General features: G+C 58.3%; 15 protein-coding genes. 5 read left to right on the top strand and 10 right to left on the bottom strand.

Annotated features, from left to right (window positions below; all coding sequences use genetic code 11):
- Window positions 1–205 precede the first annotated feature (205 nt).
- Entirely contained in the window at window positions 206–1,417 is a 1,212-nt protein-coding gene (locus ABH912_RS12085) for a pyridoxal phosphate-dependent aminotransferase (protein WP_008145866.1), read from the bottom strand.
- A 226-nt stretch (window positions 1,418–1,643) separates the two neighbouring features.
- Here ABH912_RS12085 and msrB point away from each other — a divergent pair, with 226 nt between their 5' ends.
- The 3 genes from msrB to ABH912_RS12070 all read left to right on the top strand — a co-directional run bounded on the left by msrB (window position 1,644) and on the right by ABH912_RS12070 (window position 3,108).
- Window positions 1,644–2,039 carry a peptide-methionine (R)-S-oxide reductase MsrB gene (gene msrB, locus ABH912_RS12080; protein WP_033059242.1) on the top strand — a complete coding sequence of 132 codons (396 nt, stop codon included), beginning with the start codon at window positions 1,644–1,646 and terminating at the stop codon, window positions 2,037–2,039.
- Between the two features lie 125 nt (window positions 2,040–2,164).
- Window positions 2,165–2,650, top strand: a complete 486-nt coding sequence (locus tag ABH912_RS12075; RefSeq protein ID WP_008002671.1) for a glutathione peroxidase — start codon at window positions 2,165–2,167, stop codon at window positions 2,648–2,650.
- Window positions 2,647–3,108, top strand: coding sequence for a MarR family winged helix-turn-helix transcriptional regulator (locus tag ABH912_RS12070; RefSeq protein WP_429510780.1), 462 nt, complete (start codon window positions 2,647–2,649; stop codon window positions 3,106–3,108). Before ABH912_RS12075 ends, ABH912_RS12070 begins: the two co-directional genes overlap by 4 nt.
- Here the strand turns inward: ABH912_RS12070 and ABH912_RS12065 are convergent.
- On the bottom strand, window positions 3,092–5,413 hold the full coding sequence (locus ABH912_RS12065; RefSeq protein WP_429510779.1) for a response regulator: 2,322 nt from the start codon (window positions 5,411–5,413) through the stop codon (window positions 3,092–3,094). The genes ABH912_RS12070 and ABH912_RS12065 overlap by 17 nt on opposite strands.
- A gap of 166 nt (window positions 5,414–5,579) precedes the next feature.
- On the opposite strand from ABH912_RS12065, the gene ABH912_RS12060 reads away from it, so the two are divergent.
- Window positions 5,580–6,470: an ATP-binding protein gene (locus ABH912_RS12060; protein WP_429510778.1), complete on the top strand. Its 891-nt coding sequence runs from the start codon at window positions 5,580–5,582 to the stop codon at window positions 6,468–6,470.
- A complete protein-coding gene (locus ABH912_RS12055; protein ID WP_429510777.1) occupies window positions 6,467–6,949 on the top strand; it encodes a GAF domain-containing protein in 483 nt (160 codons plus the stop codon). Before ABH912_RS12060 ends, ABH912_RS12055 begins: the two co-directional genes overlap by 4 nt.
- Here ABH912_RS12055 and ABH912_RS12050 read toward each other — a convergent pair whose 3' ends face one another.
- From ABH912_RS12050 to ABH912_RS12015, 8 genes are all read right to left on the bottom strand, one after another.
- Complete coding sequence (locus ABH912_RS12050; RefSeq protein WP_429510776.1) at window positions 6,950–9,898, bottom strand: HD domain-containing phosphohydrolase; 2,949 nt, start codon at window positions 9,896–9,898, stop codon at window positions 6,950–6,952.
- 49 nt (window positions 9,899–9,947) lie between these two features.
- Window positions 9,948–13,592: a transporter substrate-binding domain-containing protein gene (locus ABH912_RS12045; protein WP_429510775.1), complete on the bottom strand. Its 3,645-nt coding sequence runs from the start codon at window positions 13,590–13,592 to the stop codon at window positions 9,948–9,950.
- Window positions 13,593–13,600: 8 nt separating this feature from the next.
- Window positions 13,601–14,227: a response regulator transcription factor gene (locus tag ABH912_RS12040; RefSeq protein ID WP_033059130.1), complete on the bottom strand. Its 627-nt coding sequence runs from the start codon at window positions 14,225–14,227 to the stop codon at window positions 13,601–13,603.
- A gap of 255 nt (window positions 14,228–14,482) precedes the next feature.
- Window positions 14,483–14,875 (bottom strand): response regulator, encoded by a 393-nt coding sequence (locus ABH912_RS12035; protein ID WP_429510774.1) that lies wholly within the window; start codon window positions 14,873–14,875, stop codon window positions 14,483–14,485.
- 183 nt (window positions 14,876–15,058) lie between these two features.
- Window positions 15,059–16,387, bottom strand: a complete 1,329-nt coding sequence (locus ABH912_RS12030) for a deoxyguanosinetriphosphate triphosphohydrolase (RefSeq protein WP_033059133.1) — start codon at window positions 16,385–16,387, stop codon at window positions 15,059–15,061.
- A 193-nt stretch (window positions 16,388–16,580) separates the two neighbouring features.
- Entirely contained in the window at window positions 16,581–16,922 is a 342-nt protein-coding gene (locus ABH912_RS12025; RefSeq protein WP_429510773.1) for a hypothetical protein, read from the bottom strand.
- Window positions 16,919–17,308 (bottom strand): phage holin family protein, encoded by a 390-nt coding sequence (locus ABH912_RS12020; protein ID WP_008145878.1) that lies wholly within the window; start codon window positions 17,306–17,308, stop codon window positions 16,919–16,921. The genes ABH912_RS12025 and ABH912_RS12020 overlap by 4 nt, the downstream gene beginning before the upstream one ends.
- A 1-nt stretch (window position 17,309) precedes the next feature.
- Window positions 17,310–17,624, bottom strand: a complete 315-nt coding sequence (locus tag ABH912_RS12015) for a DUF883 family protein (RefSeq protein WP_033059137.1) — start codon at window positions 17,622–17,624, stop codon at window positions 17,310–17,312.
- Window positions 17,625–17,841 lie beyond the last annotated feature (217 nt).

Here is a 17,841-nt window from a genome sequence, read left to right as displayed (position 1 = left end):
TCTAGCTGTTTGAAGGGCATTTCCGACGTCGATGCGGGAAGCGTTTGTCAGCCAATTAGCGTCGTAAGCCCCGCCGTTGTTAGACGAGAGCGCGCAACGAATCATCAGTCAGCGATTTAAGAAGCGATGTTCGGCAGGGTACAAAGAAATGTTGCTGAATCAATCACCGTGCGACGTGCGCAAGCGTCGCACGGTGACAGGCAGGTTACTGGCGATAGGACTTGAGGAAGTTGCCGATACGTCCGATGGCCATGTCCAGTTCGTCCACGCGCGGCAGGGTCACCACACGGAAATGGTCCGGCCATGGCCAGTTGAAGGCGGTACCTTGCACCACCAACAGCTTCTCCGACAGCAGCAGGTCGAGCACGAATTTCTCGTCGTTATGGATCGGGCAGACTTTCGGGTCGATCCGTGGGAACGCATACAGCGCGCCCATTGGCTTGACGCAGCTCACGCCGGGAATGTCGTTGAGCAGTTCCCAGGTGCGATTGCGCTGTTCCAACAGTCGTCCGTTGGGCAATACCAGATCATTGATGCTCTGATAGCCGCCGAGGGCGGTCTGGATCGCATGCTGGCTCGGCACGTTGGCACACAGACGCATGTTGGCCAGCATGTCGATGCCTTCGATGTAGCTCTGCGCGTGGTGTTTCGGGCCGGAAATGGCGATCCAGCCGGAGCGGAAACCCGCCACGCGATAAGACTTGGACAGACCGTTGAACGTCAGGCACAGCAGATCTGGCGCCAGGGAGGCCGTGCAAATGTGCACGGCATCGTCGTACAGAATCTTGTCGTAGATCTCGTCGGAAAAAACCACCAGGTTGTGCTGACGGGCCAGTTCCAGCATGCCCAGCAGGACTTCTTTGGAGTACACCGCGCCAGTCGGGTTGTTCGGGTTGATGATCACCAGTGCTTTGGTGTTCGGGGTGATCTTGGCCTTGATGTCGGCCAGATCCGGCCACCAGTTGGCCTGCTCGTCGCACAGGTAATGCACCGGGTTACCGCCCGACAGGCTCACCGCGGCGGTCCACAGCGGGTAGTCCGGGGCCGGCACCAGCACTTCGTCGCCGTTGTTGAGCAGGGCCTGCAGCGACATCACGATCAGCTCGGAAACGCCGTTGCCCAGATAGATGTCTTCAATGCCGACGCCTTCTACCTGCTTTTGCTGGTAGTACTGCATCACGGCCTTGCGGGCGCTGAACAGGCCTTTGGAATCGCTGTAGCCTTGAGCGGTCGGCAGGTTGCGGATGACGTCCTGGAGGATTTCATCCGGCGCTTCGAAACCAAAAGGCGCCGGGTTGCCGATGTTCAGCTTGAGGATGCGATGGCCTTCCTCTTCCAGGCGTTTGGCGTGCTTGAGCACTGGGCCGCGAATGTCGTAGCAGACGTTGGCGAGCTTGTTCGATTTGCTGACCTGCATGGCGATGTGTTCCCGAAAATGAACGATCCAGGCGGCGTATGAACGACCGTGCTGGGAATCCTGCGTATTCACACAGGCCTGACGCCTCGAGTGGCGGCACTCATAAATCCGTTTGAATGCGCGTGGTCTGGCTGCCAGACTGGCGTTTGACGAGGCGCAATCATACGTGCCGCCCGATCCGTGGAAAAGGTACAGATCGGGCTTTTTCAGCTGCTGAGGTGTGATGATGGAAAAGTTGGAAAAAACCCTGGAAGAATGGCGAGCGATGCTCGACCCGGAGCAGTACAACGTTTGCCGCCTCAAAGGCACCGAACGGCCGTTCTCCGGCAAATATAACGACAGCAAGGTCGATGGCGTTTACCACTGCATCTGCTGCAACGAGCCGCTGTTCGACTCCAAGACCAAATTCGACTCCGGCTGCGGCTGGCCAAGCTTCTATGCACCGATCGGTGACAGCGCCATGGTCGAGATCCGTGACGTCAGCCACGGCATGATCCGTACCGAAGTGGTCTGCGCCAAATGCGATGCGCACCTGGGGCACGTGTTCCCGGACGGCCCGCCACCGACCGGCCTGCGTTATTGCATCAACTCAGTGTGCCTGGACCTGGTGCCGCGCTCGTAATGCGAGCCCTGTAGGCGCTGCCTCCGGCAGCGCTTACTATTAATCGGCAATCGATTTATTAAATTGCACACAATTCAATTGCTCGCTATGTTTGTCTCATCTCCCCCTCATTCAGAGTCCGAACCATGAGCGACAACCTGCTGAGCATCCCTTGCACCACCATCAAGGGTGAGCAAAAGACCCTGGCGGATTTCGCCGGCAAAGCCGTGTTGGTGGTCAATACCGCGAGCAAATGTGGCTTCACCCCGCAGTACAAAGGCCTTGAAGAGTTATGGCAGACCTACAAGGATCAAGGCCTGGTGGTGCTGGGTTTTCCGTGTAACCAGTTCGGCAAGCAAGAGCCGGGCAACGAAGGGGCGATTTCCGAGTTCTGCGAGTTGAACTTCGGCGTCAGTTTTCCGCTGTTCAAAAAGATTGAAGTCAATGGCGCTGGCGCCCACCCGCTGTTCGTTCAACTGAAAAAACGCGCGCCGGGTGTGCTGGGTTCCCAGGGCATCAAGTGGAACTTCACCAAGTTTCTGATCGGCAAGGATGGCCAGCTGGTCAAGCGCTTCGCCCCCGCGACCAAGCCGCAGGACCTGACCCGCGAGATCGAAGCCCTGCTCAAATGAACACCTTGTCAGTCGATTCCCTGAAGCTTGACAGTCAACTGTGCTTCAAGCTGTACGCCGCTTCCCGGGCAGTGATCCGCGCCTACAAGCCGATGCTTGATCAGCTCGGCCTGACCTACCCGCAATACCTGGCGATGCTGGTGTTGTGGGAATGGCAGGAGGCTGCCCCCGAGCAGCCGACGGTCAAGGCGTTGGGCGAACGCCTGGCGCTGGATTCCGGCACGCTGACGCCGTTGCTCAAGCGTCTTGAGCAACTGCAACTGGTTCAGCGTCAGCGTTCGGCGCGGGACGAGCGTGAAGTGCACTTGAGCCTGTCGCCAACCGGCAAGGCCTTGCGCGATCAGGTCGGGCCGCTCAAGGCCCGCCTGTTATGCGACAGCGGTGTGGATCTGAATCGCCTGAATGATCTGCGCGAGGGTCTTGATCACCTTTTGGGGCAAATCAAAGCACTGTCGTAGTAGGGACCCACAAGTCCAGCAGGGCAGCCAACTCTTCCCGGCGGAAGGGTTTTGCCAGGTAATCGCTCATGCCTGCCGCACGACAGCGTTCACGCTCTTCGGACATGGCGTTGGCGGTCAGGGCGACGATGGGCAGCTGTGGCCAGCGTCCGCTGCGACGGATTTGCCGACTGGCCTCGTAGCCGTCCATCACCGGCATGTTGCAGTCCATCAGCACCAGATCGAATTCGCTCTGCTCCAACTGATCCAGCGCCTCGCCACCGTGACCGGCGACAATCACCTCGCAACCGAGTTTTCCGAGCATCCCCTTGGCCACCAGTTGGTTGACCGGATTGTCCTCCACCAGCAGCACGCGTCCGCGTCGTTGTGGGCAGAGGGTGTCGAGTCGGGCACCGTTGATCGTGTTGAGTTCCGGCTGCAGGACTCGCCGCAGCGTCTGGTACAGCGCGTTGCGTGCCAGAGGCCGCGCCTGTTGCTGCAAGGGGGCGAGGGCGAGGGCTTGTTCGCTGGGCATGAAACTGCCGTAAGCGGTGACCAGCAGAATGGGCGCTTTACACGAAGGGCGCAGGCCAAACAGGCATTCGGGGCAATCGGTAATCAGTACATCCGGGTTCAGACCCAGCAACGAGTCATCGATCGAGCGCTGCTCATAGTCGAGCCCCCAGCCGGGCAACACGCCGTTCAGCAGTTCTGCCAGACCGCTGCTGGCGCTGGTGATTGCGATAACCTTGCCCTGTAATGAGGCCGGGGGAAGAGCGCGGGTGTGGCTGGGCAGCGGCAGATCCGCACAGAACACGCTGCCGAAGCCTGCTTCCGAGCTGATGGTAAGACGCCCTTGCATGGCTTCGCAGAGGTTGTAAGTCAGTGCCAGGCCCAAGCCGGTCCCGCCGAATTGCCGGGTAATGCCGGCACCCGCTTGCGTGAATGGCTGGAAGATCTTGACCTGGGCGTCCTGGGCGATACCGATGCCGGTGTCGCAGACTTCGATTCTGACGCCGTCCCCGAACGTCGACAGGCGCACATCGACACGACCGAAACGGGTGAACTTGAGGGCGTTGGACAGCAAGTTGCTGACGATCTGTCGGACCCGGGTCGGATCCCCGAGCACCAGGGCCGGAAAGTGCGGGTCGATCAGGCAGCTCAGCTCGACACTCGGCGCGGCGTTTTGCGATAGCAGGTTGGCGGTGTCCTCGATCAGCGAGCCAAGGTCGAACGGAATATGTTCGAGCTCAAGTTGGCCAGCATCGAACTTCGACAGATCGAGAATATCGTTGAGCAATTCCACCAGTACTTTGCCCGAGTCATGGGCGATGGACAGCTGTTGCTGTTGTTCGGCATTGAGCGGGCCGTCCAGGGAAAGCGCGATCATCCCCAGCAGGCCGTTGAGCGGGGTGCGGATCTCGTGGCTCATGTTGGCCAGGAACACCGAGCGCGCTTCGGCCATGTCCAAAGCGGTGCGGCGGGCGACTTCCAGCTCCTGATTGGATTGGCTGAGCCGCGAGTTGATCGCCTTGAGTTCCGCCGTGCGGGCCGAAACGATGTTCTCCAGTTGCCCGAGGTAGTCGGTCAGGCGGTTTTCGGCGTTGCGTCGCTGCTGGATTTCGGTGGCGATGTTTTCGAATTGTTGATTGGCAACCTTGACCAGTACACCGATTTCATCTTTTTCATGGCCCGTCGGACATTCCAGTGACGTCGGCTCCACGCTTCGCGGGTCGCGGCCGCTGAGTTCCCGGATGACCCGCACAAATGGCTTGGTCAGCATCACATAGAACAGCGCCAGCAGGATGCCGGTCAGCAGCAGGCTGCGAGCGAAGCCATTGAGCAGGGTCACCTCGGCCCGACGCAGGAACCGGTTGCCGAATGAATAGGTGTCGACGTCCAGGCTCAGGGTGCCGAGGGATTCGGTCGGCAAGTGATCCAGGTAGAGACGGTCTTCGAACTGCCGGTTGGCGCTGAACAGGAAGTCGCTGATCACCCGATAACCGTTTTGCACGCCCGGGCGTTTGACGCTGGCGAGCACGTTACCGTTGTTGTCGATCAACTGCGCGCCGATGATCGCCGGCGAGCGCAACAGGCCCAGGGTCAGTTCCTGAGCGAGTTCGGCGTCGATGTTGTAGGCAATGCGGGACGCGGGGTTGTGGCTGATTTCCAGCAAAGACAGGATTTCTCGGTTGATGGAGGCGTCTTCACTGGCATAATCGATGCCTATTTGCAGCAGACTGAGCAGCGTGCCCAGAATGAAACCGACCAGCACAGTAAGCCTGGCTTGCTTGTAGGACAGCCGGTTGGTGAACTTGATATCCATGGGGTGTTGAACCACTTCCGTTTCCCTTCGCTGCTCAAGCATAGTCGATCATGCATGGATACCGATGTTCTCGCGAGCCCTTGTGTAAAGGGATGAACTGGACACCGAACGCTGTGTTTCGTCGCTGTATCGCCATCATTACTGTGAACGAGCCCGAGGAGAAGACGTGGATTCCCGATTAAATGCTTTTCTTGAACGCGCCGATGCCGTTTTGGCCCGTATCGAACCGCTGCTGCCTGCACCTCGGCAAGCTATCGACTGGAATCATTGCCTGGCCGCGCGCTGGCAACGCGAGGGGCGCAGCGGGTTTCTGTTGCCGCTGGAAGTCAGCCTCGACATGCGCTTGTCCGATCTGATCGGTGTCGACCGGCAACTGGAGCAACTGGGGCGAAATACCCAACAGTTCCTCGATGGCATGCCGGCCAACCACGCATTGCTCTGGGGCGCGCGCGGCACCGGTAAATCGTCGCTGGTTCGCGCCTTGCTGGCCGAACACGCCAAGGCCGGTCTGCGGCTGATCGAGATCGAACGCGATCACCTGGCGGACTTGCCACGCGTGGTCGAACAGATCGCCAAGCTGCCACAGCGTTTCGTGTTGTTCTGCGATGACCTGTCGTTCGAGTCGGGCGAGGGTGATTACCGGGTGCTCAAGAGCGTGCTCGACGGCTCTCTCGAACAGGCCCCGGATAACGTTTTGTTGTACGCCACGTCCAACCGTCGCCATCTGGTCCCGGAAAAGGAAAGCGATAACGAAAACTGGAAACGCGTTGACGGCGAACTCCATCCCAGCGAAGCGGTGGAGGACAAAATTGCACTGTCGGACCGTTTCGGATTGTGGCTGTCGTTCTATCCGTTTACCCAGGAACACTTCCTCAACGTCGTCGAACACTGGATCGGTCAACTGGCCGACAAGGCGGGCCTTGAGTGGCAGCGAGACGAAGCACTGGACATCCTCGCGGTACGCTGGGCCACGGGCCGCGGTAATCGCAATGGACGTTGCGCGTATCAATTTGCCCGCTATTGGGTCGGGCTGAAGCTGTTGGAGCACAAGGCATGATCGATTTACAAAAGAGCGGCCAGGGCCTCGAAGGCTACGGCATGTTGTGGGCGCAATTGGAGTCGTTGCTGGCGGACGAGCGGGATTTCATTGCCAACGCCGCGCAGTTCTCGGCGTTCCTGTACAACCAGCTCGAGGACCTGAACTGGGCCGGGTTCTACCTCAATCGCAACGAAGAACTGGTCCTTGGCCCGTTTCAAGGGCAGATCGCCTGTGTGCGGATTCCGTTCGGTCGGGGCGTGTGCGGAGCGGCGGCGGCCACCTTGCAGACCCAGTTGGTCGAGGACGTGCACGCGTTCCCCGGACACATCGCTTGCGACAGTGCGTCGAACAGCGAACTGGTCGTGCCTCTGGTCAAGGACGGTCGCCTGATCGGCGTGCTGGACCTCGACAGTCCGAAACTGGCGCGTTTTACCGCTGAAGATCAGGCCGGTATCGAGCAGTTGGCGGCGATTTTCCTGCGCCTGACCGACTGCTGATCATGCCCTCAAGCCTGCCTTGACCAGCAGGCTTGTCGGATCAACCGCATCGATCTGTTGGGGATCGAGGAATCGATCGGCGTACTGCACGTAGATTTGCGCGTTGATGAACAGCCCGAACAACTCGGGATCGATGTGGGCATCCCGGCACATGGTGGCCATGATGCCCAGCGCTTCGCTCAAGGACTTGGCTTTCTTGTAGGGGCGATCGGCGGCGGTCAGTGCTTCGAAAATATCGGCAATCGCCATCATCCGCGCCGGCAGGCTCATTTCTTCGCGCTTCAATTGCTTGGGATACCCGGTGCCGTCCATTTTCTCGTGGTGGCCGCCGGCGATTTCCGCGACGTTGCCAAGGTGGCCGGGGAAGGGCAGGTGGCTGAGCATCAGAATCGTCTGCACCATGTGGTGATTGATGATGTAACGCTCCTCGCGGGTCAGGGTGCCTCGGGCAACGCTCAGGTTGTAGAGCTCGCCCCGGTTGTACTTGTAGGGCGGCACATCGAGCTTGAACCCCCACGGATTATCCTCCGGAATCAGTTCGGCTTCGGGTCGTTCGAACAGGTGTTCGGGTTTGTCCGCCAGCAATGGTTCGCTGACCGGCAGTGTCGGTGCCGGGGTCCGCGCCTGACGCCGGTTCTCCTCCCAGGAAACACCCAGCCGGTCATCCAGGGTTCGGGTCCAGGTGCGTTGGGCGATGCTGCGCAGGCGTTGCTGGTCGGACTCGGCCATCGCCTCTCCACCCAGGTTGCAGCGGGCAACGAACGCGAAATCATCGTCCAGCCCCGCCAGCGTGGCGTTGCGCAGTTCTGCCAAGTGTCGCTCGTTACCGCCCAGGGCCATGGCTTGCCAATAGCTGATCCAGGCGTCGCGCTTGAGCACTTCGAAGCGGGTACGGATTTCGTGGATGCGGTCGTTAAGCGTTTCCAGCTTCGTGGCTTTATCGACCACATATTCCGGAGTGGTGACCTTGCCGCAGTCGTGCAGCCAGGCGGCGATGTGCAGCGCTTCCCACTCATCGTCGGTGGGTTGATAGCCGCTGAAGGCCGGGTCCTGGCTGGCAGCGGCGGCTTGGGCGAGCATCAGGGTCAGCGCCGGCACTCGCTGGCAGTGACCGCCGGTGTAGGGGCTTTTGGCGTCAATCGCACCCGCCAGCAGTTGAATGAAGGAATCCAGCAGTTGTTTTTGTTTGGCTTGCAGACGCTGACTTTCAATACTCACCGCGGCCGCGCCGGATACAGCCTGGAGGAACGCGATGCGGTCCGGACGAAGTTTCTCCAGGTCGCTCTGGTTGCCGGTGTCGGCCAGCAGCAGGATCAGCAGGCCCACGGTTTCGTTATGACGATTGTGCAGCCGAATACCGATCAGATGAACGCGGGGACACTCCAGCGCAAGCAACACCTTCTGCAAATCCCCGGCCTGTTCAAAACCAAGCGTGGTGACGACGTTGTCGGCAGTCGACAGCTGTTGTAGCCATGCAGGGCTTTGCGGAGCCTGGAGTTCATGTCCTCGAAGATCAAATGACGGCAATGCCCGTGAGGTGCCGTTGACGACCAGGCCATGGGGCTCCATGCGATCGCCATCACTTTCGCGCAGGTAGATCAGACCGGCCTGGGCCTGGCCGATTTTCACGGTTTCAAATAACACCCGTTCGAGCAAGGGGGCGAAGCGGGTCTCGGCGCTCAGGCTGTCGGTGATCTGGAAAAAACTTGCCAGGGTGTCTTTCATGCGCGTCATCGACACCCTCAGTTGGTCGACTTCGAGTACGGGAGAGCGACGTGAGGCCGGAAAGTTGAAGTCGAAACTGCGAACCGCGTCAGCCTCCCGTACCAGCGCGTGCAGGGGTTTGACCAGAATTCGCGAGGTCAACCAGCCCAGCGGCAGGCACAGCAACAGCGTGGCCAGGGTAATCAGCGCGCCTTGCCAGCGCATACGGTAGGCATCGACGAGTAACTCATCTTCCGGCACCAGCAGCGCCAGTTGCAGTCCCTGGGGGCCGCCTTCCTGCATGCGGCTGCGGGCAACGATCCATTGACGACCGGCGACATCCAGGCGATTACCTGCGGCGGGATTGTTGAGCAATGCGCCGAGGCCGGGGCTGAGGTCAGCGGCTTTGATCAGGCGGGCAGTCTGATCGTCGATGATCAGTTTGCTGCGGTCGGGATACGCGATGGCATTCCCTTCGGCATCGAACAGCACGATTTCGGTACTGGGCGTCACGACATGTTTGGCCAGGGTGGCGGAGAGTTCCGCCAGGGTCAGATCGGCACCCATGACAGCCTGTTCGCCACTGCGCCGGGCCAGGGTAGTGCCGACATTGTGGGTGGAGAAAAAGAGGTAGGGTTCGGTGGTGATTTGATCGCTGTCGCCGCGGGCGTTGGCATACCAGGCGCGGGTGCGCGGATCATAGGTTTCGTCGGGGTTGTCCTGGCGGCTGATGAGGGCCAGATCCTGATCGAAAAACAATGATTGGGAGCGGACCTGACCGCTGTTGCCTGTTCGCTCAATGCTCCACACCTGATAAGCCGCCGTATCCGGTGCCTTGAGGAGCGTTTTCAGGTCGGGGGTTCGCAAGGGCCGAACCATGAAGAAATCACCGTTGCCATAGCCCAGATACAACGAAGCCAGGTCGGGATTGTCCTTGAGCGACTGGCTGAAGGGTTTGAGTAGCGCCAGGCGTTGCTCCAGGTCAGGCGCCTGGGTCGCCGGATATTCCGCCAGCAGGGACAGCAGATGGCGAATCGGTTCATAAGTGGCGTGCAAGTCGAGACGGACGTCCTGCTCGATGCGGTTAAAGAGCTTTTCACTGCTGGAAAGAATGATCTGCGTGGTTTGCTGGTAGTTGAAAAGGCCCAGCACCACGCCAGTCAGCAACAGCAGGAAAGTGAACATCACGCTGATATGGACGTGCAGGGGAAACCGCCGTTGATCCGGGCGCAGTGGGCTGTGCATTGCAGGTCTCTCCATGATGGTTAACACACTGCTCAGCGTCCAAGCATAGTTAAGGCTCTGTCATTCTGCTGTTGTCGTTTTGGCCGATCTGTTGCTGCAATGCTTGCTCCAATTCGAGCATGGCGCGCTCTATAGCCTTGCTGCAATCGGCCACTTCGTCGTGATGAAACACTTCGTGGCAGGCCTTTTCCAGCGCCTCGCAGCTGTCGATCACCCGGGAGGCCTGGACGATTCGGGCGGCGCCCTTGATTTTGTGGGCGACGTCGAGAAAGGGCTGAGGTTCTCTGGAGGGGGACAGCGCCAGCAGTTCTTGTCGGTCCAGACGGTTGCTGTTCAACAGTTCGGTCAACAGTCGCTGGTCCAATACCGGATCTCCGCCGGTCAAAAGACGCAATCCTTGCAGGCTGAACGCAGGATCGCGGACGGTTGGCCTGATGCCTTCAAACCACTGACTCAAGGCTGTCAGGGTAAGGGGCTTGAACAGGCAGTCGTCCATCCCGGCTTGTTTGCAGCGTTGTATTTCTTCCGGTTGTGCGTTGGCGGTAAAACCCAGCACGGTACAGGGCGGGCGGTGCGTTTTTTGTTCATGTCGGCGAATGGCGCGGGCCAGTTCGTAGCCATTCATGATCGGCATGTTGCAATCGACAATCACCAGATCGAACGGCTCGGCTTCCCATGCCTGAAATCCCGCCTGGCCATCCGGTGCGACGCTGAACAGGTGGCCCAGAAACGCCAGTTGCTGGCACATGAGCAAGCGATTGGCGGGGTGATCGTCAACCACCAGAACATTCAACGGGGTCGTCGTGGTGCGGATTTGCGCTTCAGCAGTCTCCGGCATCTCTACGAGTGGCAGTGTTGCCAGGTGCAACGACACCTCGACGTGAGTGCCGACACCCGGCTGGCTGTTCAATTGCAGGCTGCCGCCCATCATTTCGCACAGGCTGCGGCTGATCACCAGCCCAAGCCCCGCACCACCTCTGGCTGACTGCCCGGAGTGATCGGCCTGAGCGAAAGGTTCGAACAACCGCCGCTGATCCTGTTCACTGATCCCTATGCCACTGTCATGAACCTGCAACAGCATCCGCACCCGCTCAGGTTCGGCGGTTGGGTGCAGGTCGACGATGATCCTGACGTGGCCTTGCTCCGTGAACTTGATGGCATTGCTGACCAGATTGGACAAGACCTGCTTGAAGCGCATCGGGTCCAACAGGACATCAAACTGCGGCTTTGAAGGGCGGAACTCCACCAGCAACCGAAGATTTTTCTGGTGTGCCAATCCATCGAAGACCCGGACCACCGAGGCCACGATTTCACTTGGATTGACCCGTTCCGGACTCAGGCTCAGCTGTCCGGACTCAATCCGTGCAATGTCGAGAATGTCCCCGATCAGCTCCAGCAGGTCCTTCGCCGAGTTGTACGCCACATCGATGGCCGGGCGATCCGGGTGCTCATGATCGATGCGTTTCAGCGTGAGTTCGAGCATGCCGATGACCGCATTCATCGGGGTGCGGATCTCATGGCTCATGGTCGCCAGAAACGTGGTTTTGGCACGGTTGGCTTCATCGGCGCGCTCTTTGGCATAGCGCAGATCATCGAACAGTTGCCGCCGTTCGCTGATGTCGATCCAGCCGCCGATGATGCCTTGCACTTCACCGCTCGAATCACGGTAGGGAAGAATCCAGTGGTAAATCGTCAGTCTGCGGCCGCCGATGTGCAGCGCACGATCGAGAATCAGCGGTTTGCCCTCGGCCACGACGCGCTGGTAATCGGCCTGATACTCCCGGGCTTCGAACGCATTGCTCAGGTTGCCTTGTATGACGCCTTTGCCGATGACGTCTTCACGTCTCGCACAGAAGGCTTGCAGGTAACTGTCGTTGCAGCTTTGCAGCAGTCCCTGACGATCGCGGACGTAGATAGGATGAGGCGTGCCGTTGACCAGTGATCGCATGAATTCGAGTTGATCGTTCAATGCACGCTCGGCTGCCTGACGCTGCTTTATCTGGCGACGCATGTAAGCGTTCCAGGCAACGGAAATCAGCAGTAGCCCCCCGGCACCGATAACGATTTGGTAGAACAGTCGGTGATAGTTGCGCCAGGTACTTTGCGAGGACGCCGAATAGCCGCGCCAACGGCTGTTGATGATGCCCAGTTCTTCCGGAGCAATACTGAGCAGTGCCTTGTTGAGGATGGCGTTCAGTTCTTTGGCATCTCGGCCGGTGGCCAGGGAGAACGCGGCCTGCCGGGTACCGATGGTGGTACTGATTTGAAGGGTGTGTTCGAAGAGCTGCGATGAGATGAAGTAGTTGGCAATCACCAGTGAATTCACCGCACCTTCTGCCTTGCCCTCGGCCAGCAACTCCACGGCGCTGAACGTGTCCGGGGTTTCAATCAGCCTGATCCGCGGGAACTCGCTGCGCAGGTAATCCACCAGGGGATTGCCTTGGGCGATTGCCAGGCGTTTGTCCTGTAACTGCGCAAGGCTTGTCGGACTGTCGGCGGCTTTGCGAGTCAACAGGACAAAAGAGTTTTGCAGGTAGGGGCGGGTGAAGTTCAGCGTCGACTCACGTTGGGCGCTGGGGAGCAGGGCGGCGATCAAGTCGGCCTTATTGTCCCTGATCTGCTCGATCATCTCGTCATCACTGCGGCTGCGACGGACGTCGAAGCGCAAACCGGTGCGCAATCTGATCAGCTCGAGCAAGTCGGCGCTAACCCCACGAAAGTTGCCATCACTGTCGAAAAACGTCAGCGGCGCAAAAGCCTCATTGACCACCACACGCACGACCGGGTGTTGCGCCAGCCAGCGTTCTTCATTGTGGGTGAGTTGCAGTTTTTGATCGGTGAGCAGCATGTCACTGCCGGCACTCCAGCGTTTGGCGATGTTGTCCCGTTCACTGCTGGGGATGGCCATCAGTATTGCGTTGATGATGCCGAGCAGTTGCGGGTTGTCCTTGTGCACGGCAAAGCTGAAACCGTGCGCTTCGTGTTTGCCGAAGTTGGCCATGCGGATGTTGTTCAGATACCCCTTGTTGATCATGTAATGGGTGGAAATGGTGTCACCCAGAAAAACGTCAGCCTGGTCGAAGGCAACGGCATTGATCGCATTCTGGTAAGACGGAAAGGACGTGATGATCGCCCTCGGATACATGGCCTTCACTTCCTCCTGCGGCAAATAGTGATACACCATGCTCAGGCGCAGACCGGCCAGGCCATCGGTCAAGGATCTGGTTTCACCTTCGCGGGTCACCAGAACCGGCTGGTCCACGGCGTAGGGGGTGGAAAGTACGATGTCAGCGTTGTGAGCTTCGAATCCATTGGCGGTCCCCAGCAAATCGATCTTGCCGTTTTCGAGTGCCTCTATAGCGGCCTCCCGGGACGCAAAGCGCAGAACCTTGATTGGCAAACCGGTTGTTTTGCCAAGGATACCTGCGTAATCCGCGGTAAAACCTTCGTAGTCGTGACCACTGATGGTCAGGTCGAAAGGGGGGTAGTCCGGGGCTGACGTGCCGAGGATCAGTTCCCGTTTATTCTCAATCCATTGTCGTTGTGCGTTATCCAGTTGGACTTCCTGGTGTCCGGCCATTGAGCGACTCATCAGGGTGTAGTTCTCGCTGACGGTCTGCGCAGCGGCCACTGAGGCGGTCAGGCATAATCCTGCGGCCATGAGTGTCAGATAATCCTTTATACGACTGGGCATCCTGCTTCTCACACTAACGCGTTACGTTTTGCCATATCGATGAGTTCAACCAGGGATTTGGCTTTGAGTTTCTGCATGAGGCGTTTTTTATAAGTGCTGACCGTCTTGTTGCTCAGAAACATGCCTTTGGCAATTTCCTTGTTGGTGCGACCCTGGGCAAAGAGTTGCAATACCATCAGTTCCCGGTCATTGACTGACTTGAACAGTTCCAGGTCGGCGAATCGCGCGTCATCACAGCGAACAGGATTCAAGGCCTGACTTGGGAAATAGTTGTAACCTGACAATACGGCCTTTATAGCGCTGACCAGTTCACTCAGCTCTTCCTGTTTACACACATATCCCGATGCGCCGGATTGCATGCAGCGAATACCGAAAAGTGTCGGGCACTGTGCTGTTAACACCAATGTTTTCAGACGGGTACTCATTGCGTTGAAACGGGCGAGAACTTCCAGCCCATCCAGTTTGGGAATGCTGATGTCGAGAATGACCAGATCAGGCATGCATTCGCGAACCATCTGCATGGCATCGACCCCATTATCAGTTTCGCCGACGACTTTGTAACCTTCATGTTCAAGCAACATTCTGACGGCAAGGCGGATAACCGGGTGATCGTCGACAATAAAAACGGAGTTCATAATCAAATCCCATGCGAGCACTAATAAAGCGCGCACCTTAGCTCAGATAATTGAGGCGACGCATGAGCTCACGGACCTGCAGCGGCAATATAGGAACAATCCTACAGCTGAAGAAGAATGGGACTACGTATCAACTAGGTTTTTTATGAAGAAGGGTGAAGGTTGTTGATGGTTAGTCGAAAGATCGGAAGTGTTTAATTGTAAGTTTTGAGTGGTGTTTGGGTTGGGTTTTTAATGTGTTTGATATGCATTTTTTTACAATGAGGCCAAGGTTAGCAGGTTTCTGAATTCGGATTGTTTCAGCGGTTTTATCAAGTACCCCAACAATGGCAGTCCGTGTTCGTTGGCCTTTTTTTCAAGTTCGTCCAGTTCGGCGGATGTCAGGCTACTTAACAGTATGGCCTGTCTGATCATCCCCCGGTGGCTGGCGAATTCGACCAGATCAAGCCCGCAGAGGTCGGGCAGGCATTGATCGCACAAAAGAATATCAAAGGGTTGCGCAGCCTTGAGCATTTGTTGCAAGGCGCCATAGGCACTGTCGGTAGTGGTCAGTTGGGTGAAACCGTAACTCTCAAGCAGGTATTGAGTCGCCCGGAGTTGGAAGGGATGATCTTCCACCAGCAAGATGCGCAGATCGTCTTTGAACATAGGAGTATTCACGCTTCTTCTGTCGAGCTGAAGGAAGCGAGATTATTTCGCGAGGTTACCGAATAATCGATCAGTTAGCTCAGCGCATGTTGTAGGGGAATTCGGCGAACGTTGAGTGCACTTGGCGTTTGAGAGGCAAATCAACCATTACAGGCGGCGTAATGGCTGATCACCCAGGTCTCATCAGTGGCTCGAACGACCGGTCATCTCCAGCGCCATTTCGCTGGCATAGCTGTCGGTCATGCCGGCGATGAAATCAATCATCCGTAGAAACGAGGCGTGTAATGGGCCATGAGGATCGGGCGCATTGTTACCCAAAAGATCGAGGACTCGGCGACTCTTGAAGGACGGCGTTCGACCGTTATGCTGTTCCAGTGCCGCGCCGCAGAAGGCGTTGAGCAGGATTTCCAGTGTGGTGTAGGCGCCGATTTCATGCAGGGTCTTGCGCTTGTCCTGGAAGATTTTCTTGCGCGCCATGTCCTTGGCATTCAGTACGCATCGCTTGGCAGGGCCGTGCATGTGCTCCACCAGATCACCGGGCAGCGTGCCGGCCAGCAACGCGTCCTGTTGCTCGACAAAGGCCCGTGCTGCGGCGTTGGTCAGGTGTTCAATGGCTTTGCCTCGCAGGATCGCCAGTTTGCGTCGGCGCGAATCCAGTGGACCCAGCTGGCGATAGGTTTCCGGCAGATCGTCACCCACAAGGTCCAGCAACAGGGACTCGACTTCGGCGTATTCCAGCAACTCCATTTCCAGACCGTCTTCCAGATCGATCAGCGCGTAACAGATGTCATCGGCAGCCTCCATCAGATACACCAGCGGATGGCGCGCCCAACGCTGTTCTTCGAGTTGCGGCAGGCCGAGTTTATGGGCGATTTGTTCCAGAAGCGGCAATTCGCTCTGATAGCAGCCGAACTTGTGTTTCTTGTAGCCCAGTGAGTCCGCGTGTTTTGCCGTCCATGGATACTTCAGATAAGTACCCAGCGTGGCGTAGGTCAGCCGGGTGCCGCCGTCGAACTGGTGATATTCCAGCTGGGTGAGTACCCGGAAGCCTTGGGCGTTGCCTTCGAAATTGAGGAAGTCATGGCGTTCGACTTCGCTCATTGCATCCAGCCAGCCACGGCCGGCGGCTTGCTGGAACCAGTGGCGAATCGCGTCTTCGCCGGAGTGGCCGAAGGGCGGATTGCCGATGTCATGGGCCAGGCAAGCCGATTGCACCACCATGCCCAGGTCGCTGGGCTCGCACCAGTCAGGCAGGGCGCTGCGGATGGTTTCGCCGACGCGCATACCCAGCGAACGGCCGACACAGCTGACTTCCAGCGAGTGGGTCAGGCGCGTGTGGATATGATCGTTGCTGGTGACCGGATGGACTTGGGTCTTACGCCCGAGGCGGCGAAACGCGCCCGAGAAAATGATCCGGTCGTGGTCTTTGTGGAAAGGGCTACGGCCGAGTTCTTCCGGGCTGTGCAGAGGCTTTCCGAGGCGCTCGCGGGTAAGCAGGGTTTGCCAATCCAAGGCTGGTTCACTCCGTCAGGTGACTGATGAATGCCTAGCTTCCGGGTTCGCGTCCGGACCTGCAAGCGGAACTACAGCCCGGCGGCGTCGATATCGATGAGCAGCAGTCGGCGGTGAAGCAGGCGCGCAGGATGGAACCCCTCGATAAAGAGGTTCAATCCCGATGTCGCAAGCATGCAGCCAGATAATGGCCTTAGGGGTTACGCGAAGAGCCTTGCATCATCAGCTTGATCAATGGCCCCAGCGTGGCGCCCAGACGAACCAATCGAGTGAGGCTGCTGACGCCACCGCCCTTGGCGCCCTTACCTGTCAGAAAACCCAGCAAGGTGACGGCTGCCATGCCCCAGAGTGGAGCGTGCTTGATGCCAAAGCCATCTTGCAGGTTTCGCGTCATCCCGCGCACGCGCTGCAAGGGTTGCAGCAGTTGCGCGGATTCGTGGCGGATTTCCTGACGATGCATTTCCATGCGCAGGCGAATCAGCGCTTTGCGCATTTCGGTGCGCGAGCTGTTGTGAGGCAGTTCAGGCAGGCTCATGGCAGCAGACGCTCCCGATCGTTGGCCAATTCTTCCAGTGTGCCGTGGAAGGGCGACGATTCATCGAAAATCGCCGCTCTCAAGCGCATTGCACAGAAAATGGCCGCCAGTGTGTAGAAAACACAGAGCCCGATGATGGCCGCCAGGCGATAGGTGTCCCAAAACAGGATCAACACCAGCGTCGACAACCCCACCAGCAACAGCAAGGCAAAAACCAGCGCCAGGCCCGCGAATAGCAACAGGCTTACGGTGCGGGCTTTTTGTTCCTGCAATTCGATGCCGAACAGTTCGACATGGCTGTGCAGCAGTCCAAGAAAAGCGGCACCCAGGCGCCGCGGTGAGGAGCTTGGGCCCGTCGCGGACGAGCCGGATTCGCCGATCGCCATATCAGCGCCGAGTGGCCAGCAAGCCAAGCAGGAAACCCACGCCAGCCGCGATCCCGACCGATTGCCACGGGTTGGCCTGGACATAGTCTTCGGTGGCGGTAACGGCAGCCTTGCTGCGTTCGCGCAGGGTGTCTTCGGTCAACTTCAAGGTTTCGCGCGCACGCAGCAGGCTGTCGTGGATTTGCTCGCGCAACTCATCAGCCTGATCGCCGGCCAGCGTTGCGGTGTGTTCCAGCAACCGTTCGGTGTCGTTGACCAGAGTCTGAAAATCATTCATCAGGATTTCTTGAGCAGTCTTTGCCTTGATGCTGGCCATGGGTGGATCTCCGTAAGTGGCTTCTGAAACGTTCGAGTATGAGCCTTGCGCGAAGGTTCAGTACAAATGACTGGTACAACTTTTGCTACGTCGTGGTGCGTCTGCCTGCGCCGTTGCGCTGTTGCCGGGCAGGATTCGAGCAAAACCTTATCTCAAATAATGAAAACTCGCGCAAAGGTTCCAACCTTGTGCGCCAAAGTGGCTCATCGGGATCAAT

Origin of the sequence: Pseudomonas sp. BT76 TE3572 (assembly GCF_050435365.1) — a bacterium.
In the GTDB taxonomy this organism is placed as follows: Bacteria; Pseudomonadota; Gammaproteobacteria; order Pseudomonadales; family Pseudomonadaceae; genus Aquipseudomonas; species Aquipseudomonas fluorescens_W.
This window is presented reverse-complemented; position numbering and strand designations above follow the sequence as displayed.